A 23,012-nucleotide genomic window follows, 5' to 3' on the forward strand; every position below is an offset into this window, starting at 1 on the left:
CGAACAGTGCCGGATCAAGCCGCGTCGGTGCGGATCTGCTTCACCACGCCATCAACCACAGTCTGCAGCTTCTGCACCCGGCCAGACAGCAGCTTGGACAGGTCGGCGATGCCGTCGGCGGAGCCGTTGGTGTCGGTCCAGGCCGACAGCGTCTCCTCACACCCCCGGGCGGCGGCACCGGCGCTCTGCACCGCCTCGGCCGCGCTGCGGGCGATTTCCTTGGTGGCGGCGTCCTGCTCCTCCACCGCCGCCGCGATGGCGGAGGTGGCGGCATCGACGTCGAAGATGACGGTGGCGATGGACTCGATGGCCTCCGCCGCCTCGTGCGTGCTGTCCCGGATGGCCGCCACCTTCTGCGCCACCTCGGACGTCGCCAGGCCCGTCTGGCCGGCCAGGTTCTTCACCTCCGACGCCACCACGGCGAAGCCCTTGCCCGCCACACCGGCGCGCGCGGCCTCGATGGTGGCGTTCAGCGCCAGCAGGTTCGTGCGCTCCGCGATCTCGCTGATGGTGGCCAGCACGCTGCCGATGCTGGACGCGGCATCCGACAGGCCGCTGATGATGGCCTGGGCGGACCGCGCCCGTTCCGCCGCCTGACGTGTCACACCCGAGGAACGCGTGACCTGGCTGCTGATCTCGGCGATGGCCTCGGACAGTTGCGAGGCGGCGTCGGCCACCTGCGAGGCGCTGTCCAGGGCATCGCCGCCGGAGGCCGCGATAGCGCCGGCATTATCGGAACCGCGGCGGACCAGCGCCCGCAGGTCGTCGGCGCAGCCACGGGCATCGGTGGCGGCCCCCGCCACCTCACCCGCCAGGCCCCCGACATCGCTTTCCAGGCGCTGAGCCAGGGCGATCATGAGACGGCTGCGTTCCTCCCGCGCCTGGGCGGCGACGGATTCGCGGGCGGCGGTGGCCTGGGCCAACTCCTCATGGGCCAGGCGGGCGTCGGCCAGGGCCTCGTCCGACCGCTGGAAGGACCGGGCCATGGTCTGGGCCAGCCACGCGAGCAGAGCGCCCTCGAACACCACCAGCCACACATACATGAGGATGCGCAGGTATTCCCCGCCGTGCACGCCCGCCGCTTCGGGCACCGCCAAGCCACCGACGACGAAGAACAGGGCCACGGCGGCGGCCGACGCCGCCAGCGTACGCGCGTCACAGAAGCCGGCGGAGACGGCGACCAGGATATAAACGTAGATCTGCATGCCGGTCTGCCAGGGGTTGCCGGCGAACGCCCAGATGGACAAGGCGCCCGCCAAAGGCAGGCAGGCCGCCAGCACCAGGCGACTGGCGGTGGCCGGCAACATCACCCAGGCGCCCGCCGCAACGATCACGACCAGCAGCGTCGCCACCGGCTGCCGCCAATCGAACCCGCCCAGAACCACCAGTTGGGCGGCGACCAGGACGAAAACCTGCGCCACCAGCAGCGTCAGGACCAATAGGGTAGTGGTACGGCGCACGCGCTCCAACGGGGACTGTTGGACATCGATTTGAGGGGTGGAGGCGATGGATGCGGCAGGCATTGGGCCAATCTCCCGGAAAAAGTTTTCCCAGATAATCGTTCCAAGGTACGCCCTGCCTTGACCTGGATCACTAATGCACAATGAATAGGTTCGCGAATTCACGCACCCGGGCGCCCCGGAAACCAAGGGGTGGAAAGAGGCCGGGGCCGCTCAGAAAAACGCCTGGCTCAGGTTCGGCTGCGGTGCCTGGACGGGGGTCGCCAAGGTTTCAACGGACGCCAGCCACTGGAAATAGCTGACGACCACCACGCGCACGGCGCTGGACAGGCTGGTCTCGGCATCGCGGGAGCGATCGATCACGTCCAGCAATTCCGAGATTCTGGCATCCCTCCTGGCGCGCCAGCAGGTCAAGACCGGTCCAAAACTGGGGCTCCAGCCGCATGGAGGTGCGGCGGGTGCCCACGCGGACACTGCGCGGCACCAGGGACCGCGGCGCCGTCGCCTGATGGACGGCAGCCATAACCGGAAACGGAAGGCGATGGCTGGTCAGAACGGTCATGTCCGTACTCCGTGACAAGTCCCCCGGTCGCGCCCACGCACGTCGTTGGGGAAATGTGATGGCAATCCTTATCAAAGCGGGCAAAACGTAGTTACATAACCTGTAGACTCATACAGGGTTGGACGCCTTTCAGAAAAACCTGGCGCCGCGACCCGCCAACCTATGCAGCCCCTGCGCCCCTCGGACGTTCCTCATGATCCTGGACGAAGCCCTCCACCGGTTGAGCCAGCCCGATAATCCGGACGATTTATTCGATACTTTCAGCGCCTTGGCCAGTGACCTCGGGTATGCAGCCGTCAGTTATATTGACGGCCGGCCCGGGCCGGCCCCGGGGGAACCGGAGCTTTTCGTGCGCACGACGGTGCGTGAGGACTTCCTCAACACCTATCTGTCCGAAGGGTATATCAACCATGACCCGCTGATCGCGATGGCGAAACGCCAGGCAGCCCCCCTGACCTGGGCCGACGTCCCGGAATACCATGCCAGCCAGTTGGCGACCCGACAGGCGGTGTCAAAACTTGAGTCGACCGCCCGGGGGCGAAGCAAGCAGGACGCGCAACGCGCCATCGCCGTCATGACGGCGGCGGCCGATCATGGCTACACGCAAGGGTACGTCATCCCGACGCACACCGTGGATCCGCTGGGCCGGCTGGCCTCAGCGGTGGTCAGCCTGTTCTGGACGCAAAAGCCGGAGGGCCTGGCCACCTCGGACTCGGCCCCTTCCTGGCTACGCCTCAGCGCCCTTTACATGCATGAGCGTGTGGTCAGCATGCGACTGACACCGGTAACCCAACTACCGACGCTGACCCAGCGCGAGCAGGAGGCCCTGGTGTGGGCAAGCCGAGGCAAGACGGTGGAGGAAACCGGTGAGATCATTGGCGTTTCCGGCCGCACCGTGACCTTCCACCTGCAAAACGTGCTGGAGAAACTGGGCTGCTATTCCAAGATCCACGCGGTGGCCAAGGCCATCCAGATGGGCCTGATCCATCCCTGAACCCCGCCTCGCGCGGTCCTGGCCGCACCAATCCGGCCGTGAACGGCAAAGGGCCCCCGGGACTCGGGGGCCCTTTTCATTTGGTTGTGGGCATGCCCCCGCGAAAAGGGCCCGGGTAGGACGCTCCGTCAGACCTGGGCCGCGCGACGGCGGCTGACCAAGCGTTGCAGATACTGGCCATAGGGGCTGTTCTTGTAGGCCTTGGCCTGAGCCAGCACAGCCTCTTCATCCACGAAGCCCAATTCCAAGGCGATTTCCTCGGGGCAACCGATCTTCAGGCCCTGACGGTGCTCAATGGTCCGCACGAATTCCGCCGCCTCCAGCAGCGAATCGTGGGTGCCGGTGTCCAGCCAGGCCGTGCCCCGGCCCAGGCGTTCCACGAGCAGGTCGCCCCGCTGCAGGTAGACATTGTTGACGTCGGTGATTTCCAGTTCGCCCCGGGGGAGGGCTTGATCTCCCGGGCGATATCCACGACCTGGTTGTCATAGAAGTACAGGCCCGTCACCGCCCAGTTGGACTTGGGGTCCTTGGGCTTCTCGACGATGCTGATGGCACGGCCCCGCTCATCGAACTCCACCACGCCATAGCGGTGCGGATCCTCCACCCAGTAGGCGAAGACGGTTGCGCCCTTTTCCACGCGGGTGGCCTGCTGCGCCTGGGCGCTGAGCCCGTGACCATAGAAGATGTTGTCGCCCAGGACGAGGGCGCAGGGGTCGTTGCCGATGAAGTCCTTGCCGATGATGAAGGCTTCGGCCAAGCCGTTGGGGGCCGCCTGTTCGGCGTAAGACAGGTTGATGCCCCACGGCGCGCCGTCACCCAGCAGATCCTGGAACAGCGGCAGGTGGTGCGGCGTGCTGATCACCAGGATGTCGCGGATACCGGCCAGCATCAGCACGGACAGCGGATAGTAGACCATCGGCTTGTCATAGATGGGCAGCAACTGCTTGCTGACGCTTTTGGTCAGGGGATGCAGCCGGGTGCCGGAGCCGCCGGCAAGGATGATGCCCTTCATATCAATAGCCTTATATCTTATATGGTTAAGGGAAAATCTTAAGGTCCAGCGTCAAATCAGGCTGGCAGCAACACGTCCAGGCTGCGGGCCAAGCTGTCGACCCAGGCCGGCGCGCGCCAGCCAAAGACCTGTTCCAGCAGCGCGCAGTCCAGAACCGAATTGGCCGGCCGCTTGGCCGGGGTCGGGTAGTCCGCCGTGCCGATCGCCACCAGGCGTGGCACCTTGGCGCCCCGCGACTGCGCCTGGGCGAAGATTTCCGCGGCGAAGCCATGCCAGGTGGTGGCACCGGTGCCACACAGGTGATAGGTGCCGAAGCCGTCGCGCTGACCATCCAGGATGCGGGTGCCGACCGCCACCAAAGCGTCGGCGATGTCCGCCGCCGCGGTGGGGCAGCCGTGCTGGTCCGCCACCACACGCAACTCTTCCCGCTCCGCACCCAGGCGCAGCATGGTCTTGAGGAAGTTGGCGCGGTCGGGACCATAAACCCAGGCCGTCCGCAGGATGACGTGGGCGGGCAGCGCCGCCCGCACCGCCTGCTCCCCCGCCTCTTTCGAGGCGCCGTAGACGCTGACGGGGCCGACCGGATCGGTTTCCACGTAGGGACCAACCTTGGTGCCGTCGAAAACGTAATCGGTCGACAGGTGCAGCAAGGGCGTGTCGCGTACGGCACAGGCGCGGGCCAGCGCCGCCGGGCCATCACGGTTGGCGGCGAAAGCCGCGTCAACCTCGCTCTCGGCTTTGTCTACCGCCGTGTAGGCCGCGCAATTGACCACCAGGTCGGCCGCCGATACCGCGGCCTGGACGGCGGCGGCATCAGCGATGTCCAGGGCCTCACGGCCTGGCGCCGTCACCTGCCAGTCGGCCGGCGCTACCCGCTGAAAGGCAAGGCCCACCTGGCCGGCACCGCCCAGCAACAAGACGCGAACGTTCTTCCCCGCACCCGTCATGGCCCCGCCCCTCAGCCGACGGCGGCGGCGGTGGGGGCGGATACGCCCAGACGCTGGCCGGAATACTTGCCCTCACGGATGGGTTCCCACCACCAGCGATTCGCCAGATACCAGTCGACCGTGCGCCGGATGCCTTCCTCGAAGGTCACCGACGGTTCCCATCCGAGTTCCCGCTTGATCTTGGACGCATCGATGGCATAGCGCTGGTCGTGGCCAGGGCGGTCGGTCACGAACGTGATCAGGTCGCGGCGCTTGGTGCTGCTGGGCAAGCGCTCGTCCAGCAGATCGCAGATGGTTTCCACCACGTGCAGGTTGCGCTGCTCGGCATTGCCACCGACGTTGTAGCGCTCACCCGGCACCCCCTTGCGCACGATCAGGACCAAGGCGCGCGCGTGGTCTTCCACGAACAGCCAATCGCGGATGTTGTCACCCTTGCCATAGACCGGCAGCTTCTTGCCCTCCATCCCGTTCAGGATCATCAGGGGGATGAGCTTTTCCGGGAAGTGGAAGGGCCCGTAGTTGTTGGAGCAGTTGCTGAGCAGCGTCGGCAGGCCATAGGTGTGATACCAGGCGTTGACCAGGTGGTCGGACGCGGCCTTGCTGGCGGAATAGGGCGAGTTGGGGGAGTAGGCGGTATCCTCGCGGAACAGCCCCTCTTCACCCAGGGAGCCATAGACCTCATCGGTGGAGATGTGGTGGAAGCGGAAGGCGGCCTTGCGCTCTTCCGGCAGGGCCTGCCAGTATTCGCGCGCCGTTTCCAGCATCACATGGGTGCCGTTGATGTTGGTGCGGATGAAGACGCCGGAGCCCTCGATCGAGCGATCGACATGGCTTTCCGCCGCCAGGTGCATGACGGCGTCGGGCTGATGGCGCTTGAAGACGTCGCGCATGGCATCGACATCGGCAACGTCCACCTTCTCCAGCACGGCGCGGCCACCGGCCAACACCTCGCCGATGGACTCAAGGCTGGCCGCATAGGTCAGCTTGTCCACGCACACCAGGTCGTCCTGACCTTCGGACGCCAGCAGGCGGCACACCGCGGACCCAATAAAACCGGCCGCACCCGTCACCATTATCTTCACGCGCCAAACTCCTTAAAGACCACGTCCTGCCATCCCGGGGCGGCAGATCTCTACATTGCGGCCGAAAATACAACTCAGTCCCAGGCAAATGCAAATCCGGCGAAGCGCATCCCCGGCATCCTATCCCGGGAGCGTCGCGACAGTGCGGCCGACACGTCGACCGGGAGGGACGGCCACCCCAACACAGGCCTTAGCCCGTCCGGCACCCATCCTGGCGGATAGAAAATAAAAATGGCCCACAGACCTAGACCAATGGGCAGACGTTATAAATCACAGCATTTTCACCCTTTATATTGACGTACGACAAAAGCATCCGTGACGAGAAGACGTAACCCGTCAATGATGGTAGCGGCAAATTAGCCCGCGAATATAGGGCAGCGGATACCACGACCAACACGGAAGCGGAGAACGACATGGCTGGGAAAAGTGGATTATTGATCACCGGCGCTGTTATCGTGGGCCTGGGTGTGCTGGCGCTGGCCGTGCCGATGTTCACCACCAAGGACACCAAGGAGCTGGCCAAAATCGGCGACCTGAAGGTGACGGCGAAGGAGGAGAACACCCACGTCATTCCCCCCTTCGTCGGTCCCGCCGCCCTGATCCTGGGCGTGGTGCTGATGGGCGCGGCGCTGGTGCGCCGCTGAACCAGGGAAGGTCCCGCCGCCGACAGAGTCACTTCCCCCCGCGTTCATTTCGCACCGACACGGCGGCCGGTGAATGGATTCCAGCCGGTTTCCGCCAGGGCGGCCCAGGCCGTGGCACCCAGGTGGGGCTGGTGGTAATAGCGGAAATCATCGGTGGTGGAGGATGGCCCCACCGCCAATCCGGTGCTGACCGTGCCGGCCGCGGTGGCATACAAAAGGCCGTCGGCCGCCCGGGCAGCCTGGACGACGGCCAAGGCGGCCGCAGCCTTCTGGTCCTGCCCCACCATCTTATAGGTCAGCGCCGCCTGGGCCGTGCCCTCGATCCAGACGCCGTCGCGGTCGTCATTGAAATCGAAGCCGCCGGCCACAGCGTGGTTGGTTTCGACCCAGGTTAAGGATCGCCGCCATTCCACCGGCGCGTCGGCGATTCCCAGGTGGGACCATAACTGGATGTCCAGCGCGGCGCCCGGCGCCCAGTTCCGTCCATCGGGCTTGGTGCCGATGCGAAAGCGCCCCTCTGTCCCATCCCAGGCCGCCGCCACGAAGCCGCGCGCCAGGGCGGCGTGGCGGGTCCAGGCGGCGTCACCCGTCAAGCGCGCCAGCCAAGCGAAGGCCGCCGCCGCATCGATGTTGTGCTCGGTGGCCTTGTAATTCAGGCGCCGTTGGGCGGGATCGAAACCATCCAGCCCGCCGATGAACCCGCCCGGCTGGGCCGGGTCGGCCATCAAGTCCGCCACCCAGCGCATCAGGCTGATGGCCCGGTCACGATAGATCGCCTGACCCGTCGCCTCATGCAAGGTCAGCATCGCCAGCGCGGCCCAGATGACATTGCCCGTGGCGCTGCCGTCCTGATAGGTGTCCTCCGCCCATTGGCCTGTCGCGTCATCCCACCATCCCGGGGGCAAGGGTGGCGTGGCGGCGGCCCCGGCGCGGTAGGCGTTGCGCACGCGCCCATCCTTGAAGGTGCGGTCACCGCCGGCCGCCCCCGCCAAGGCATCACCGACCAGCCGCGCGTCTTCGACATGGCCGCATGCCACCAGCGCGATCACCGCCAGGGCATTGTCATAGGTGAAAGCGCTGTGGGCCAGGGCCGGGTGGGAGTCACCGGGATAGCTGACCACGAAACGCGGCCCGGTTCCCGGCGCCGCAGAGCGCACACTATGCTGCAACGCAGCACAGGTCTGCGCCGCCGCCTGGCCATAAGCGCTTGCCAGGCAAAAATAAATCGTCGCCAGGGCAATTTTCCTAAAATGCACGGCAATCTCCCAGAACAAACGGCAAGTGTATTTCGCAATTGTTTCGATGCGGGGCAAGGACGTGAGGCGTGGATCAAATATATGGCACGTCCCCCTCAGAACCCCGCGCGCGACGCAGCCCAACAATGCACGCGCACCTTGTTTTCATCTTGGCAAGGTTTTGCTAATAAACCGCCCGTAAACAATTAGCCGCCGTCACAAGGGCAGCTTGAGGCCGTTGGTTCCACACCCCCTCGTGCTGCGCCGCACAGAATGGCGGACCACCGGGGCAGCAGAGAAGAGAGATTACGATGAACACCAAGTTCCTGGGCATTCTGGCCACCGTTTCCCTTTTTGTCGCCGGCCCCGCGCTGGCCGAGTGCAGCACGCACGCCAACCCGCCCGCCATCCCCGATGGCACCGGCGCCACCACCGAGCAGATGACCAGCGCCAGCGCCTCGGTGAAGGGCTACATGGCCGACATGCAGGACTTCCTGAAGTGCCTGGAGAACGACAAGGCCGGCGGTTCCGCCAAGTACAATGCCGCCGTCGACCAGATGCAGAGCATCGCCAACGAGTTCAACAAGCAGCTGCGCGCCTTCAAGGCCAAGGGCTGATTGTCGGCGCATCAGCGCTGAAGTCCCGAAAAGGAAGGATGGGCCGCCCCATCCTTCCTTTTTTATTGTCCCTGTGCAGGGTCGATCCCTCAAGCCGGGGCGTTCCAGTCCAGCCGGTCGGCACGGCGCAGCGCCGGGAACAGCACGCACCACAGGGCCACGACGGCCACGGTACCGATACCGCCCACCACCACGGCCAGCTCCGTGCCCAGCCAGGATGCTGTGAGGCCGGACTCGAACTCCCCCAATTGGTTGGACGCGCCGATGAACAGGCCGCTGACGGCGCTGACGCGGCCGCGCATCTCATCGGGCGTGCCCAGTTGCACCAGGGTCTGGCGCACGAAGACGCTGACCATGTCCACCGCCCCCATCACCAACAGGCTGAGCACGGCGATGGCGGGCGAGTGGGTCAGGCCGAAGACGATGGTGGCTAGGCCGAAGACACCAACGCAGGACAGCATGATGGGGCCCACCCGGCGCTTCAGCGGCCAGGCGGCCAGGGCCAAGCCCACCAGGATGGCTCCCGCCCCCGGCGCGCCGCGCATGACGCCCAGCAGCATGGGCCCGGTCAGGCCCAGCAGGCCGGCATCGGCGGAGAACTGGTCGCGCGCCAGCGCGGGCAGCAAGGCGGTGGCGCCGCCCAGCAGCACGGCGAACAGGTCCAGGGAAATGGCGCCCAGCACGATGGACTGCTGACGGATATAGCGGATGCCGCCCAGGATGCCGTCCCAGCTGACGGGCGCACGGGTCACCGCCCGGGACGGCGCGGAAATGCCCGCCACCACCAGGCCCGCCAGCACCAGGAAGCCGGCGCCCACCCCGAACACGCCGTTATGAAAGGCGGCGTAGAGCACGCCGCCCAGCGCCGGCCCCAGCACCCCTGCCACCTGCATGGCCGATGAACTGATGGCCACCGCGTTGGGAAAGTCGGCCTTGGGCACCAGGTTGGGCAGCAGGGCGGAAGAGGCCGGCGCCTCGAACGCGCGGGCGGCGCCGAACAGCATGACGGCGGCATAGACCAGCCCCACCGGCAAGCCGGGCGAGGCCAGCACCACCCCGGTCAGGGCCATGGCCGCCGCCTCCACCATCACGCAGGTGGTGATGATGATGCGGCGGTCCAGCCGGTCGGCGACATGCCCGGTGACCAGTACCAAGCCCACCGAGGGCAGGAATTGCGCCAGCCCGATCAGGCCCAGGTTCATGGTGCTGCCGGTGCGGTCGTAAATGGCCCAGCCCGCCGCTACCGCCTGGATTTGCAGGGCGCCCATGGACAGGATGCGCGCCAGCCAATAGCGCAGGAAGGCCGGATGGCGCAGGGCCCCGCCCCAGCCCCTGCGGGACGTCGCCGCCTCGGGCGATGGATCAGGGGCGGCGGCGTTGGAGGAATTGCTGCTCATCATTGCCTATCGGTCAAGGGCCGGCGGGATCGGGCACGGCGATGAAGGACCCGGCGGGGCCGGGATAGACCACCGGGCTGGCATAGCCATCCTTGGAAACGGCGGAGACGCCGAAGAACCAGTCGTCGATGACGACGTTGGCCAGGGTCATGGTGCTGCCGTCGCCGGCCCAGCGATCATGCTGCCAGGTGGGCGCCAGCGTATCGCGCCACCAGACGCGATAGCCCACGGCCCCAGGCACCTTGGCCCAACTGAGCGTGGTGTCATGCTTTACGGCCCCCTCGACCTTCACATCACTGGGCGGGGCCGGCGCCCAGGCCAGGCTGGCCATGGTCAAGGCGTTCAGGCGCGTCACCTGCGCCAGGTAGGGGAAGTCCACACCGTCGATGGTGTCGCCGTAGCGCACCCCGCCCTCGGTGCGCAGATCCTGGTGCTGGCGGGTGTAGTTCTCATGCGCCTCGGTCACGCGCACGGCGGGGAAACCCGCCTCCAGGAACGGCACCTGGTCGCCGCCCCGGCCGAAGCGGTCGGTGCGGTAGACCATGCGCACGCTGAAATTATCCAGATAGCGGGTGGCGATGCCGTCCATGTAGCGCGCCAAGTTGCGCGAGGGGCTGTCGACCTCGCCCCCGGAATAGCGGCGCTGGTTCGCCTGCTTCGCCGTCTCCACCGCCTTGGTCCCTTCGGAGAAGACGCGGACATGGGTGTTGTCCACCACACCGTCCTCACCCTGGGTATTGCCGACGATGTCGTTGTTGAGGTCCGCCTCCACCTGCCAGCCCTGTTCCTTGGCATAGTCGGCCAGCACCTTGCCGCCCAGCAGGCCCTGTTCCTCGCCCGACAGGGCGGCGAACACCAGGGTGGCGCGGAACTTGTGGTGGGACAGCACACGGGCCGCCTCGATGGCCGCCGCCACGCCGGAGGCATCGTCGTTGGCCCCGGGCGCATCAGCGGTCGCGTTCATGACATCCGTCACACGGCTGTCCAGGTGCCCGGCGATGACGATCACCCGTTGTGGTTCCTCCGTGCCCTTCAGCACGGCCACCACGTCCATCACCTCCGTCGGGGTGGGCACGCGCTTGCCGGTCACGGTCTGCGCCGGTGTCACCACGGTCAGGCAACCGCCGCAGTCCTTGGAGATGGCCTCGAACCGGCTTTTGACCCAGGCGCGGGCGGCACCGATGCCCCGGTCAGCTGAGGTCGTGTCGGACAGGGTGTGGCGGGTACCGAAGGACACCAGCTTTTCGATGGTGGCGTGCAATTGCGCCGGGTCCACCTGGCCGGCGATCTCCCGCAGCACCGGGTGGTCATCCACAGGCCCAACGGGCGACGCCTCCGGCATCGGCGCCTGCGGCTTGGCCTGCGCGTCGTGGCCGTGAACGGCCAGCAGGAGGGCGGCCAGCAGAGGCGCGGAGAGCGGATGCGCGGACCGGGGGCGCTGGGGCATGGGGCTTCCCTGTGTTCGATGATGAACTGCCAAAATCTTATGGCGCCACGATGCGGGAGCGTCCCGCCCCAGGCAAGGGCTGGTACATATGTCACGTCGCCACAAGCGGCAGTCCTGCCATGCCGTACCCGGCTGACTTGTGCTACCGTACCGTGGGGTAACGTTGCGGGGGCAATGCAGCGATGGGCGTATGGATACGGAAAGCCGCCCTGTTCATCGTCATGGTGGCGATGATCGGGGGTGGGGGATACATCATCGACCGGCAGCTTCTGTCCCATCACGCCATTTTCTGGCGTGGCTTTTTCATGGGCGGCTTCTTGCTGGCCTTCGGCCTGTATGTGCTGGTCGACGACTTCGTCGCCCCCCTTATCCGACGGGTACGGACCAGCGGGCAGAGCGCTTAATCATCCCCCCGCCAAGTGCCACACGGCCGCCCGCGCGATAGCCAGCAGGCGGGCGTCGGCGCCACGCGGGGCCAGCAACTGCAGGCCCACGGGGCACCCGGCGGCGTCCGTGCCCACCGGCAGGGTGACGGCCGCCATGTCACCCAGGTTGGCGACGCAGCAATTGCGCAGCGCCATCAGGTTGGCACGGCCATAGGCCGATGGCTCCGCCAGGTCGTCCAGCAGCGGGGGGGTGATGGCCACCGTGGGCAGCGCCAGAATATCCACGTCGTGGAACAGCGCCTGCACGCCGTTGGCGAAGCGGTCGAGGAAGGCCACGCGCGCCTCATAGTCCAGCACGTCGGCCGAGGCGCGGATGCGGGGGCCGACATAGGCGTCCAGGCTGGATAGCCAGGCCGGCAGTTCCTGGCTGAGGAAGCCATATATCTCCGCCCCCGCCAGGCCCCCCCGGCGGAACAGGGCCAGGGCCTCGTCCAACTCCGGCACCGTTACGGTGCCCACGGGGCGGAACAGCGCGTTGAGGCGATCCAGCGCGGCCTCCACCGCCGCGACCACGCCGGGGCTGCAGTCCTGCCACAGCACGTCCGGCGCCCGGCCGATGCGAATGGCACCGGCATCGGCCAGCGGATCGATGGCGGTGCCGGTCAGCAGCCGGTACCCCTGGACCAGATCGTCCGCCGTCAGCGCCAGGAGGCCCACGGTGTCCAGGCGCGGCGACAGGGGCACGATACCGTCCGTCGCCAGATGCCCGCGCGCGCTTTTATAGCCGTAGAGGCCGTTCCAGGCGGCCGGAATGCGCACGGAGCCCGCCGTGTCGGTGCCCAGCGCCAGCAGGGCGGAGCCCTCCGTCAGGCTGAGCGGCGCGCCGGTGCTGGATCCGCCGGGCACGCGATGATGGTCGCGGTCCCGGGGATTGCGCGGCGTACCCCAATGGCCGTTGGCGCCCAGGCCACTGAAGGCGAATTCCACCATGCGCGTCTTGCCGGTGATGACGGCGCCCTGGGCCAACAGGCGGCCGACCAGCCCGCCCGCTTGGTTCCACATCGGCGGCAAGCGACGGGGGGAGCCGGCGAACACCGGCCAGGTGCCGCCGCAAACCGTTCCGGTTCCGTAATTATCCTTCAGCGACAACGGGATGCCGTCAAAGTCGCTGAGTGGTTGCCCGGCCTGGCGACGGGCAACGGCGGCGTCCGCCTGGGCGCGCAACAGGCCGGCACTGAAGGCGGCATAGGGATTGTCGCGGGCGTCAGGCCGCTCCGCCCGGGCGGCGATGCAGGCCTCCGCCAGGTCACGGGCGGTCAGGGTGCCGTCCTTCAGGGCGGCGAGGGCGGTGCTGAGATCCATGGGGGCGCCTGCGCAAGAGGGGCGTTTATTCCAGCCGGCGGAACCCTGGCATGGGCGGCCCCCTGCCGGCAACCCGGCAAGAGGGGCGACAGCCGGACGCCATATCCGGCCGCTATCGAATTCATATCCCCCCTGCATTTCACAGGGTGGGGGGTACGGGGTTAGCGTCAGCCCATCGCAACCACCCATCAAACCTGAGGGATTTTGAAAATGCAGACCACCATCACCACCCGCCGTACCGCCTCCCACTTGGGCCTGGGCCTGATCGTCGCCACCGCCGTCGCCGGCGCCACCCTGGCCGCCGCCCCGGCCAAGGCGGCGGACATGGAGAAGTGCTACGGCGTCGTGAAGGCCGGCCACAACGACTGCAAGACCGACAGCAACTCCTGCGCCGGCCATGCCACCAAGGACCGCGACCCCGGCGCCTTCATCGCCGTGCCGGCCGGCACCTGCGCCAAGATCGCCGGCGGCAGCACCGAGCCCGCCAAGAAGTAAGGCGTCACCGCAGCGGCGTGGGTCTTCGGCCCACGTCGCTGCCCCACCCCGCCGCTGGACGCCCGAGGGGGCCGCCCGAGGGCAAACTTGAAACAAGGGGCGCCGTCATGGGCATCACCGGTATCGGCCTCAAGGCCCGCCACACCGCCGAACTGCTGGCTGGCCGCCCTGGGCTGCGTTTTCTGGAAGTGCATGCCGAGAATTATATGGGCTCCGCCATGGGAAGCGGGGGCCCGGCCCATCGCTGGCTCACCGCCCTGCGCGCCCTCTACCCCCTGTCCATCCACGGCGTCGGCCTGTCCCTGGGCGGGGCGGAACCGCTGGACACCGACCATTTGGCCGACCTGGCGACCCTGGTGGATCGCTATCAGCCGGAATGGGTGTCGGAACATCTGGCGTGGTGCCGCATCGACGGCACCTACCTCAACGACCTGCTGCCCATCCCCTACACCGACGCCAGCCTGTCCCTGGTGGCCGATCACATCGACCAAACGCAGACAACCCTGCGCCGCCGTATCCTGGTCGAGAACCCATCCAGCTACATGGCGTTCCCGGAAAGCGACTGGCCGGAGGCCGCCTTCCTGGCGGAACTGGCCCGCCGCACCGGCTGCGGTATCCTGCTGGACGTGAACAACATCCATGTCAGCGCCCACAATGTCGGGCTGGACGCGGGCGCCTACCTGGCCGCCCTGCCCGCCGACACGGTGGGTGAAATCCATGTGGCGGGGCATGAGCCCGTCGTCCACGAGGGCCGAGCCGTGCTGCTGGACACCCACGGCGCCCCCGTCACCGCTGCCGTATGGGATCTCTACCGCCAAGCCCTGACCCGCTTCGGCCCCGTCCCCAGCCTGGTGGAGCGCGACGCCAACATTCCGCCCCTGGCCGAGTTGCTGGCCGAGGCCGCCACCGCCGACGGCATCGCCGCGACCCTGTTTGGCGGGGAGGTGCCCGATGCCCACGCTGCTTGAGCGTCAACGCGGCTTGCGGGACTGGGTGCTGGCCGCCGGCGGGGCGCCGCCCTTGGCCAATGCCGGCCTGCACCGCGACAATACCCTGGGCGGCCTGGCCACGGTGCTGGCCGCCAGCTTCCCCGTGCTTCACCGCCTGGTGGGCGAGACGTGCTTCACCGGCCTGGCCCAGGCCTATGTCCGCCACCAGCCGCCCCGGGAGGCGCCGCTGTCGCGCTACGGCGCGGGTTTCCCCGCCTGGCTGGCGGGGCAAGAGGTGGCGCGGCAACTGCCCTACCTGCCCGATGTCGCCCGGCTGGAGGCGGCATGGACCCACGCCTACCACGCGCCCGAGGCCGACCCGTTGGACCCGGCCGCCCTGGCCGCCCTGGGGGACGCGGTGGAGGACGCCGCCTGGCGCCTGCACCCCAGCCATCGTTTCATCACCAGCCCCTGGCCGGTGGACCGCATCTGGCGGGCCAACCAGCCGGATGCCGGCGACGGGGCGGTGGACCTGGGCACCGACGGCGACACCCACTTGCTGGTGGTGCGGCCGGCGGCCGAGGTGCTGCTGATCCGCCTTAGCCCCGGCGCCTTCGCCCTGCTGATGGCGCTGGGCGCCGGCCTATCCTTGAGCGCCGCCTGGAACAACGCGCTGGCCCTGGACGCGGCCTTCGATCTGGAACACGAATTAACCGGCCTGCTCGCGGCGCAGGTCTTCATCGGAGTGGACCTGCCATGACCTTGCCCGTGACCACCACCGCCCACGAGAAACCGGCCCCCATCGCCCTGGCGCTGGCCCTTATCCACCGGTTGGAGCGGTTTCCCCGTGGGTTGGACGCGCTGCTGTGGCGCCTGGCCGCCGCCACGGTCTTCTGGCGGTCGGGCCAGACCAAGGTGACCGGCTTCCACATCAACGACACCACCTTCGACCTGTTCCGGGATGAGTACAAGGTGCCCCTGATCCCGCCGGAGGTGGCGGCCGTGCTGGCCAGCATCACTGAGAATTTGTGCGCCGTGCTGCTGGTCATCGGCCTGGCCTCGCGCGTGTCGGCCGGCGCCCTGTTCGGCATGACCCTGGTGATCGAGATCTTCGTCTATCCGGAAAGCTGGCCCGACCATTTGCTGTGGTCGGCGGCGCTGGTCCCCATCCTGCTGCGCGGCCCCGGCGCCCTGTCCCTGGACCATTTGATCCGCCGCCGGCTGGACACCAGTCTTCGTCACAACTTGTAAGACCATAGATATTGGAACAAACCCGCCTCGCGGGCATTCTCAGGCCATCTTCAGCCTGGGGAGCGACATCATGAGCATCCAGTACGGCACCCGCACCATCACCTTCCAACCCAGCATCGACATGGCGGGCACCCTGCCCGGCCTGTTTTCCACCACCCTGTTCTTCCCCAACCAGACCAGCCATGGCGTGAACATCGACACCGGTTCCGTCGGCATTGTCGTGCCCATCGCCGCCCTGCAGGACGGCCAAGGTAATTTCCTGCCCTGGGCCGTGCCCACGGATGAAACGCTGACCTTCATCTATGAGCCCAGCGGCAACACCCGCACGGGTCCCGTGGTGACGGTGACCGGCCTGCAGGTGGGCGACGGCACGCCTGAGCATACGGTGGTCCTGGGACCCGTGCGGGTCATGGCCTGCACCAACGTCGACGACGTCCACATGCTTGGGGTGGGCATCGGGCTGGAGGCCAAGGCGACCCTGGCGCCCTCCGGCAATGCCGCCACCGCCCTGGACAACCCTTTCCTGAACCTGCGCGACATGCTGGGCGACAGCCCCACCCTGCTGCCGGCCTATGCCCTGACGGCGGCCTTGCAGGAGGATGGGCGGTACGGCCTGATCACCCTAGGGCAGACGGCCGACAGCCTGCAGGGCTATCGCTTCCTGCCGCTGACCCCGGACGCGGACAGCCCCAGCGGCCTGCAACTGCCCTGGGTACAGCTGTCGGTGACGCCGGCGGGCGGCATCCCCATCGACACCCGGGCCCAGTTGCTGATGGATGCCGGCATCACCAACATGTTCATCGGCATCATCCCGAAGCCCGACACCCCAATCGACTGGCTGAACGCCGCCATCGCCATCCAGGCGCAGGACGGCGACGGCGAAACGGCGCTGGACTACAGCTTCGTCAACACCAACCCGGCGGACGGGCCGGGCCCCAACGTCAATTGCGACCCGAACCAGCCGGCCTCACCCAGCCGCATCCTGAACGGTGGTCCCAGCCCGCAGGGCGGCAGCTTCATCAACACCGGCGTCCATCTGCTGGCCGCCTATGACTATGTCGTCGACGCCGCCAATGACCGGCTGGGCCTGCGCCCCCGGTCCTGACCCCCGTGCGGTGACGTTTCCCCGCGACAGGCGGCGTCCGGCATGGTTCAACAAGGTTGGACGCCGCCTCCACGGAAATGTCGCTCTCAGGGACCCCCTCATGGAAATGAACCAGGTGCGCTACTTCGTGGCGCTGTGCGAAACCCTGAACTTCACCAAGGCGGCGGAGGCCTGCGGCGTGGCCCAACCGTCGCTGACCAAGGCCATCCAGAAGCTGGAGGAGGAGTTGGGCGGGCCGCTGTTCGTGCGCGAACGCACCCTTACCCACCTGTCCGACCTGGGCCGCCTGATGCGCCCGCACCTGGAGGCCGTGTTCCACGCCAGCGAGTCCGCGAAGCTGGAGGCGCGCAGCTTCGGCAAGCTGGAACGCGGCCGCGTGCGCCTGGGCGTCATGTGCACCATCGGCCCCACCCGCCTGGTGGGTTTCCTGAAACGCTTCCGCGCCGCCCTGCCCTCGGTGGAGGTGGAGTTGCGCGACGCGCCGGGGCGCGAGGTCCTGGCCAAGCTGATGGAGGGGGAGGTGGACTGCGCCCTGTTGGGCATCCCCAACCTGCCGGAGCGGGTGGAGGCCCGGCCGCTGTACCGCGAGCGCTACACCGTCGCCTTCGCCCCCGGCCACCGGTTCGAGGCCATGGCAGTGGTGCCGCTGAAGGAACTGGACCAGGAGGACTACCTGAACCGGGTGAACTGCGAATACCCCCAGCATTTCGACACCCTGGGCATTCCCGACCCCGCCGACACCCGCGTCTGCTATGAAAGCGAGCGGGAGGATTGGATCCAGGCCATGATCCTGGCCGGCTTGGGCTGCGCCGTCATGCCGGAGTTCCTGCCCATGCTGCCGGGCATCGCCACCCGTCCCCTGATCGAGCCGGAAATCTCCCGCACCATCAGCCTGACCAGCGTGGCCGGCCGCCGCCACTCCCCCGCCCTGCGGGAATTCATGGCGCTGGCCCGCCGGTATGAGTGGGGCCCGGCGCTGGAGGACGCCGCCCCATAACCCCTTCCACCACCCCGCCCGTTCTGTATATTGTATCCAATCATCGGCCCCAGCAAGAGGGCCAGGGGATTGGCGGAAGGGGTGAGGGTCATGGGGTCGACGAAGGACGGGGACAAGCGGGCGACGGCATCCGGGCCGCGCCGCCGCGATGTCATGGTGGCCGCCGGCGGGGCGGCGGCGGGCGCCCTGATGGCCGGGCGGGTACAAGCGGCGCAGGGAACGAAGGCGGCCCGCGCACACGCCTTCGCCCTGACGTTCAAGGGCCCTAACCTCACCAGCCTGCGCGCCGCCGGGGATGCCTTCGACACCGACTATCTGCAGCCCGGCCAAACGTTGGGCGCCGTCACCCTGGCCTATCGCCGCGACGCCGCGGCCCCCTGGCGCACCGTCACCACCGCTGACCTGACGCCCACCCACCTGGGGCGGGCCAGCCCCCAGGACCGCCGGATGGCCTACGACATCGCCGATGAGGCCGGGCCGGCGCTGGGCCTGGGCCTGCGCTTGGGGATTGAGGACGGGCAACTGGCCTGGCAAGTCACGCTCACCAACCGCGCGGGTGGGCCGCTGGAGATCGGCGACCTGGCCCTGCCCCTGCCCTTCCATACCGAATTCAAGGCCAAGCAGCCGGCCACGGCCGCGGTGCTGAAGCACAGCTTCATCTCCGGCCATGGCTCCTTCCTGTTCTGGATGCGGTCCAACAGCGTAGGCCCGTATCTGGTCATGACGCCCGAGCGGGAGACGCATTTCGAGTATTGGGAGCCGCGCGCCGGCGCCCGGCAGGATTCCGACAGCCCCATCACCGGCTATCGCCCCTACCGCGTCTTCATCCACGCCGCCGCCACAGGGGAGGCGATGCGGGCGGCGGGGGGCCGCTGGCGCCAGCCGCTGACCACCCTGACGCTGGCGCCGGGGGAGGCCCGCCGCTTCGGCGCCCGCTTCACCTGGGCCGACAGCTACGCCGGCGTGCGCGACACGCTGGTGACCCAGGGCGGGATGGATGTGGAGGTGGCGCAGGGCATGACCCTGCCCACCGACCTGCCCGGCCGCATCGCATTGCGCACCCTGGACAGCATTGACGCCATCGAGGCGGAATATCCCGATCAGACCACCATCCTGGACCTGGGCACCCGCAACGGCCGCCGCGTCTATGAGCTGCGCTTCCGCCGCCTGGGGGAGAATCGGCTCACCATTCGCCACGGGAACGGGCGCGCCACCCACCTGGAGTTCTTCGCCACCGAGCCGGTGGAAACCCTGATCAACAAGCGCGCCGCCTTCATCGCCGCCCACCAGCACCGCGACCCGGCCAAGTGGTACAATGGCCTGCTGGCCGAATGGAACATGGAGACCCAGACCCTGTTGGGCCCCGACAATTACGACCGCATCACCGGCTGGCGCATCTATGAGGTGACCTGCGACGACCCGGGGTTATCCAAGCCGGCCTATCTCGCCAGCAAGAACGCCGAGCATCCGGTGCAGGCGGAGGTGACGGCCCTGGACGATTATGTGCAGCACTTCGTCTGGGGCGGGCTCCAACGCACGACGGAAGAGGACGACAGCTACGCCCTCTATGGCATTCCCGACTGGAAGAAGAACCGGGAGAGCGCCGACCCCGGCCCCAAGGGGCGCCAGCATTACTGGCGGCCCTATGACTACCCGCACATCATCACGATGTATCTGGGCCTCTATCGCGTCGCCACCCGCTATCCCACGATCACCACCCGGCTGGATGCGGCAACATATCTGGAGCGGGCCTACGGCACCACCCGGGCGCTATTCACCATCCCGATGAAGATCGCGGAGTGGAGCGCGTATGAGACCGGCTTTTACAATGAGGTGGTGATCCCCGAGTTGATCGAGGCGCTGGACGCCGCCGGGCGGACCGCCCAGGCGGCGGAGCTGCGCGGCCATTGGGTGCGCAAGGTCGCCTTCTTCATCAATGGCAAGCCCGACCTGTTCGGATCGGAATACCCCTTCGATTCCACCGGTTTCGAATCCACCCAGGCCCTGGCGCGCTATGCCCTGGACCATGCCGGGCAGCCGGGCTTCCCCGTCACCCGCGCCGCCGCCCGGCGCTTCGCCGACGCCCAGATCGCCGCCAACCTGTTCTGCCGCGGCGTCATCGAGCCCGCCTATTATTACCTGGGCAGCGACTACCGCGCCGCCGGCGGCGACGCCTTCACCCTGACCTATATGGCGCAGATGGCCGGCTGGGCCCTGGCCGACCACGCCCTGAACGACACCGCCCTGAACGACACCGAGGACGCCGGCGCCGCGTCGGCCCAGTTGCGCCTGGCCTGGACCTCGTTCATGAGCGCCTGGGCCCTGGTCAACAGCGGCACGGCGGAAAGCGGTTATGGCTATTGGTATCCGGGCCAAGCCAACGACGGCGCCTCCGGCGGCGGGTTCGAGCCGGCGTCCCACGGCACCACCTGGCTGGGCCAGCCCCACCACCGGGGCAGCTGGTATTATTCCAGCGAAAGCGACCTGGGCTTCTGCGGCGCCCTGCGCATGGCCGCCACCCTGGTCAGCGACGACCCCGTGTTCGGCCGCTTCTGCTTCGGCGGCACGCTGGCGGAGGCCGACGGCTGGCTGACCATCACCCCGCGCGACGGCGTCCGCCGCCGCCTGCACGCCCGGCTGCAACACGCCCGCTTGGCCCGCCAGCGCCTGGACCTGGAGGTGCAGGGCGCCCGCTTCGCCCCCAGCGACAGCATCGCCTGGCACCCCACCGCCGCCCGCCTGCGCCTGACCCTGGACAGCGAAGCGCAACGCCAGCCCCCCACCCTGCGCCTGCGCGGCCTGCCCAAGGGGCGCTACCGGGTGACGGGGGGCGGCACGGTCGAGGTGGCCGCCGAGGCGGCCTGGGTGACGGTGGCGCTGCCGGCGGGGGTGCGGGAGGTGGCGGTGGAGCGGGTGTAACAAGCCCCTTACTGTCCTTTCGGGTTACACCATTGCTTTAAGCCAAACCGGCTCTATCTCGCGTCGCACGGCCCTACCTTGAAGAGGAGAAGTGCTAAGATGGACCCCGCCACCGCGAAATCAGGCTTCCGTCAAACGCATTTCCCTGACGCGCACGCCCTAATTAGCGTGGTGGACAGCGTTCCCGAAACTCAGGGAATGGGCGTGGTGACCATCCACCATGATCGGGTTTGCCGCTTTCGCGACCCGCGCGGTGATGGCTCCATAGCGGTGTTTGAGTATAGGGATAGCCCACTCGCCACCTTTCCAGGTCCACTGCCTGCCTCACCTCACCCCCAAAGCGTGCCCCGTGACGGAAGTACCTCCCCGGCAGTGGAATGGATAAGCCTGGGGCTGAACTGTGGCGGCGCTGTTTTAGCCTGGGTGGGAGTAGTGGGGACAGGCGCCTTGGCCCCCGTCACAGGCGGCACATCGGGTTTTGCGACCGTTGCCCTATGGGGCGGCGCGGTTGCCACCAGCGCTCAGTGTGTCGCCTCGGGATATCGTGCGGTCAATTTGATACGAGGGCGATCGGACATCAACACCGCATTGGACAAGGACTGGAAATACGTATGGGGCCTCTATGTGCTTGATGGTTTTGGCCTGTTAACAGCGAAAGGTGTGCTTCAGGAAGCATGGGCGGCGAACCGGGCCCTTGGAAAGGCGGGCGTGAGTTTCGAATCCGCCGCCGCCAAAGTAATTTCACGGCAACAGCGCCTCGCTATCACTGAAGAGTTGGGATTGCATGGCGCCAAAAGGGTTGCAGCCGCACAAATCGATGCGGTAGTCCGGCGCAAGCTGATGGATGCCTTGATCGCCGCCATCGGGATCAGTAGTAGCTCAATCAACGGCATAATTAAAGACATCATTGTTTGGGTTGTCTCTCTGGATAACGCGCAATGAAGCAAGTCAAGACCGCAAGAGGGCGCTCCGAATATTGGCAACGCCTTCGGCGGGATAAAGCCTCGAACTTTTCCGCCGGCGCGATGGCATTATCTTGCTTATTCGCAGTCGTCTGCTGGATTGGAATACTGGTTCCAGGCAATCAGGCGCACGGACGCGCCAGTCCGATTTATTGGATTTTCATGCTACCTTTCGCATGGTGGGGAGGATCGCTCATGCACTTCACCCCATGGTCCGTCCAAGTCATGCGCCTAATGTTCTGGATTGCGCCGTTAGGAGCGGCGGGAGCCGCAGTTTTCGCCGCCTTCAATACACCCGAGTTCGCAATACCCAGCCTTATTGCTCTGGGCCTGACCTGTGCCATGTCCGCCATCGGATATGTACTTTACCGTCACAGCCTGCTGCGCCGAGAGGGGCCATTCATCGAAACGGACTGACCTGGACGCCAAGCTCCTCTTCCCCAGCGGGAAATTGGATGCCATAGAGGGCAGGTCCTGCTCAACCTCCCGGCCCACCCCATGACCCGTCTCGACAAATTCTGCAAAGTCGCCCTGTGGGTGCTGGGCTTCCTGCTGATCGTGGGCGGGTGCATGGCCATCTTCCCCGCCCTGTTCCTGACGGTGGTGGCGGCCAACGACGGCGCGCAGGGCGGGGCAGCACCGGGCATGGTGTGGCTGTTGATGCCCCTGGGGATCGCCGGCGTGCCGGTGCTGATCCTGCTGTCGGCACGGAAGTTCCCGGCCCACGTCAAGCATCACGCCCTGGCCATGGTGCTGGCCTGGGTGGGGGCGCTGTATCTGCTGGACCGGTTCTGGCTGCATCGCTGAGGCGATGCGATAGGACTTACCCCGCACTACCCTCGTAATCGCCCCGCTTCAGCATCTGGCACAACTGCTTGCCGAACGTGCTCATGAACTCGTTGATCAGCGCCTCGTCGCGCCGATAGAAGGTCCACTGCCCCACGCGGTGGGAGGTCAGCAGGCCGGCGCGTTGCAGCATGGCCAGGTAGGTGGAGACGGTGGACTGCGACAGGTCCGTCTTCTCCAGGATGCGGGTGACGCACACGCCCTTTTCCAGGGGGTAGCCCTCGGGCTGGGGGGCGAAGTGGGTGGCGGGGTCCTTCAGCCACAGCAGGATGTCGCGCCGGACCGGGTTGGCCAGGGCCTTCAGGATCGCTTCCACATCCATCGCGTCGACATCCACACCCTATGAAACCGGGGAAGGCGGCG

Annotated in this window: 23 protein-coding genes and 2 pseudogenes; 14 read left to right on the top strand and 11 right to left on the bottom strand. The window is 67.2% G+C overall.

The features are described from left to right. Window positions 1-14: 14 nt before the first annotated feature. From UCD39_RS11240 to UCD39_RS28500, 3 genes and pseudogenes are all read right to left on the bottom strand, one after another. A complete protein-coding gene (locus UCD39_RS11240; RefSeq protein WP_330496115.1) occupies window positions 15-1,460 on the bottom strand; it encodes a methyl-accepting chemotaxis protein in 1,446 nt (481 codons plus the stop codon). Window positions 1,461-1,673: 213 nt separating this feature from the next. Beyond that, a complete protein-coding gene (locus UCD39_RS11245; RefSeq protein ID WP_330496116.1) occupies window positions 1,674-1,823 on the bottom strand; it encodes a hypothetical protein in 150 nt (49 codons plus the stop codon). Between the two features lie 31 nt (window positions 1,824-1,854). Continuing rightward, a pseudogene (locus UCD39_RS28500) lies at window positions 1,855-2,022 on the bottom strand (ribbon-helix-helix domain-containing protein); the annotation flags it as partial. 193 nt (window positions 2,023-2,215) lie between these two features. Here UCD39_RS28500 and UCD39_RS11250 point away from each other — a divergent pair. Next, window positions 2,216-3,016 (top strand): helix-turn-helix transcriptional regulator, encoded by an 801-nt coding sequence (locus tag UCD39_RS11250; RefSeq protein WP_330496117.1) that lies wholly within the window; start codon window positions 2,216-2,218, stop codon window positions 3,014-3,016. Window positions 3,017-3,144: 128 nt separating this feature from the next. On the opposite strand, the pseudogene rfbA reads toward UCD39_RS11250, so the two are convergent. From rfbA to rfbB, 3 genes and pseudogenes are all read right to left on the bottom strand, one after another. Beyond that, window positions 3,145-4,028, bottom strand: a pseudogene (gene rfbA / locus UCD39_RS11255) (glucose-1-phosphate thymidylyltransferase RfbA). Between the two features lie 56 nt (window positions 4,029-4,084). Beyond that, a complete protein-coding gene (gene rfbD, locus UCD39_RS11260) occupies window positions 4,085-4,975 on the bottom strand; it encodes a dTDP-4-dehydrorhamnose reductase (RefSeq protein ID WP_330496118.1) in 891 nt (296 codons plus the stop codon). 11 nt (window positions 4,976-4,986) lie between these two features. Next, on the bottom strand, window positions 4,987-6,057 hold the full coding sequence (gene rfbB, locus UCD39_RS11265; RefSeq protein ID WP_330496119.1) for a dTDP-glucose 4,6-dehydratase: 1,071 nt from the start codon (window positions 6,055-6,057) through the stop codon (window positions 4,987-4,989). A 413-nt stretch (window positions 6,058-6,470) separates the two neighbouring features. Here rfbB and UCD39_RS11270 point away from each other — a divergent pair, with 413 nt between their 5' ends. Beyond that, a complete protein-coding gene (locus tag UCD39_RS11270; protein WP_322485837.1) occupies window positions 6,471-6,701 on the top strand; it encodes a hypothetical protein in 231 nt (76 codons plus the stop codon). Window positions 6,702-6,745: 44 nt separating this feature from the next. Here the strand turns inward: UCD39_RS11270 and UCD39_RS11275 are convergent, their stop codons facing one another. Continuing rightward, entirely contained in the window at window positions 6,746-7,822 is a 1,077-nt protein-coding gene (locus UCD39_RS11275; RefSeq protein WP_330496120.1) for a hypothetical protein, read from the bottom strand. Window positions 7,823-8,247: 425 nt separating this feature from the next. On the opposite strand from UCD39_RS11275, the gene UCD39_RS11280 reads away from it, so the two are divergent. Then, window positions 8,248-8,553, top strand: coding sequence for a hypothetical protein (locus UCD39_RS11280; RefSeq protein WP_145731474.1), 306 nt, complete (start codon window positions 8,248-8,250; stop codon window positions 8,551-8,553). A gap of 89 nt (window positions 8,554-8,642) precedes the next feature. On the opposite strand, the gene UCD39_RS11285 is transcribed toward UCD39_RS11280, so the two are convergent. Continuing rightward, window positions 8,643-9,950 (bottom strand): MFS transporter, encoded by a 1,308-nt coding sequence (locus UCD39_RS11285; protein ID WP_330496121.1) that lies wholly within the window; start codon window positions 9,948-9,950, stop codon window positions 8,643-8,645. Window positions 9,951-9,963: 13 nt separating this feature from the next. Next, window positions 9,964-11,397, bottom strand: coding sequence for a M20/M25/M40 family metallo-hydrolase (locus UCD39_RS11290; RefSeq protein WP_330496122.1), 1,434 nt, complete (start codon window positions 11,395-11,397; stop codon window positions 9,964-9,966). A gap of 182 nt (window positions 11,398-11,579) precedes the next feature. Here UCD39_RS11290 and UCD39_RS11295 point away from each other — a divergent pair, with 182 nt between their 5' ends. Continuing rightward, window positions 11,580-11,801, top strand: a complete 222-nt coding sequence (locus UCD39_RS11295) for a hypothetical protein (protein WP_330496123.1) — start codon at window positions 11,580-11,582, stop codon at window positions 11,799-11,801. Here the strand turns inward: UCD39_RS11295 and UCD39_RS11300 are convergent, their stop codons facing one another. Beyond that, entirely contained in the window at window positions 11,802-13,145 is a 1,344-nt protein-coding gene (locus UCD39_RS11300; RefSeq protein WP_330496124.1) for an amidase, read from the bottom strand. A 210-nt stretch (window positions 13,146-13,355) separates the two neighbouring features. On the opposite strand from UCD39_RS11300, the gene UCD39_RS11305 reads away from it, so the two are divergent. The 10 genes from UCD39_RS11305 (at window position 13,356) to UCD39_RS11350 (ending at window position 22,610) form a co-directional block, all read left to right on the top strand. Further along, the gene (locus UCD39_RS11305) at window positions 13,356-13,640 is read left to right on the top strand and encodes a BufA1 family periplasmic bufferin-type metallophore (protein ID WP_330496125.1); all 285 of its coding nucleotides are present in this window, start codon (window positions 13,356-13,358) and stop codon (window positions 13,638-13,640) included. Between the two features lie 107 nt (window positions 13,641-13,747). Further along, complete coding sequence (gene bufB, locus UCD39_RS11310; protein WP_330496126.1) at window positions 13,748-14,608, top strand: MNIO family bufferin maturase; 861 nt, start codon at window positions 13,748-13,750, stop codon at window positions 14,606-14,608. Beyond that, the gene (locus tag UCD39_RS11315; protein WP_330496127.1) at window positions 14,592-15,329 is read left to right on the top strand and encodes an HvfC/BufC family peptide modification chaperone; all 738 of its coding nucleotides are present in this window, start codon (window positions 14,592-14,594) and stop codon (window positions 15,327-15,329) included. The genes bufB and UCD39_RS11315 overlap by 17 nt, the downstream gene beginning before the upstream one ends. Next, complete coding sequence (locus UCD39_RS11320; RefSeq protein WP_330496128.1) at window positions 15,326-15,820, top strand: DoxX family protein; 495 nt, start codon at window positions 15,326-15,328, stop codon at window positions 15,818-15,820. Before UCD39_RS11315 ends, UCD39_RS11320 begins: the two co-directional genes overlap by 4 nt. A gap of 70 nt (window positions 15,821-15,890) precedes the next feature. Then, window positions 15,891-16,925: a hypothetical protein gene (locus tag UCD39_RS11325; RefSeq protein ID WP_330496129.1), complete on the top strand. Its 1,035-nt coding sequence runs from the start codon at window positions 15,891-15,893 to the stop codon at window positions 16,923-16,925. A 100-nt stretch (window positions 16,926-17,025) separates the two neighbouring features. Then, window positions 17,026-17,922 carry a LysR family transcriptional regulator gene (locus UCD39_RS11330; RefSeq protein ID WP_186455701.1) on the top strand — a complete coding sequence of 299 codons (897 nt, stop codon included), beginning with the start codon at window positions 17,026-17,028 and terminating at the stop codon, window positions 17,920-17,922. 90 nt (window positions 17,923-18,012) lie between these two features. Next, window positions 18,013-20,841: a DUF5695 domain-containing protein gene (locus tag UCD39_RS11335; RefSeq protein ID WP_330496130.1), complete on the top strand. Its 2,829-nt coding sequence runs from the start codon at window positions 18,013-18,015 to the stop codon at window positions 20,839-20,841. 99 nt (window positions 20,842-20,940) lie between these two features. Then, complete coding sequence (locus UCD39_RS11340) at window positions 20,941-21,783, top strand: histidine phosphatase family protein (RefSeq protein WP_330496131.1); 843 nt, start codon at window positions 20,941-20,943, stop codon at window positions 21,781-21,783. Then, on the top strand, window positions 21,780-22,220 hold the full coding sequence (locus tag UCD39_RS11345; protein ID WP_330496132.1) for a hypothetical protein: 441 nt from the start codon (window positions 21,780-21,782) through the stop codon (window positions 22,218-22,220). Before UCD39_RS11340 ends, UCD39_RS11345 begins: the two co-directional genes overlap by 4 nt. Window positions 22,221-22,301: 81 nt before the next feature. Then, window positions 22,302-22,610 (top strand): hypothetical protein, encoded by a 309-nt coding sequence (locus tag UCD39_RS11350; protein WP_330496133.1) that lies wholly within the window; start codon window positions 22,302-22,304, stop codon window positions 22,608-22,610. Between the two features lie 16 nt (window positions 22,611-22,626). On the opposite strand, the gene UCD39_RS11355 is transcribed toward UCD39_RS11350, so the two are convergent. Further along, window positions 22,627-22,971 (bottom strand): ArsR/SmtB family transcription factor, encoded by a 345-nt coding sequence (locus UCD39_RS11355; RefSeq protein WP_330496134.1) that lies wholly within the window; start codon window positions 22,969-22,971, stop codon window positions 22,627-22,629. Window positions 22,972-23,012: the final 41 nt, after the last annotated feature.

This window comes from Nitrospirillum karajorum (genome assembly GCF_036348415.1).
In the GTDB taxonomy this organism is placed as follows: Bacteria; Pseudomonadota; Alphaproteobacteria; order Azospirillales; family Azospirillaceae; genus Nitrospirillum; species Nitrospirillum amazonense_B.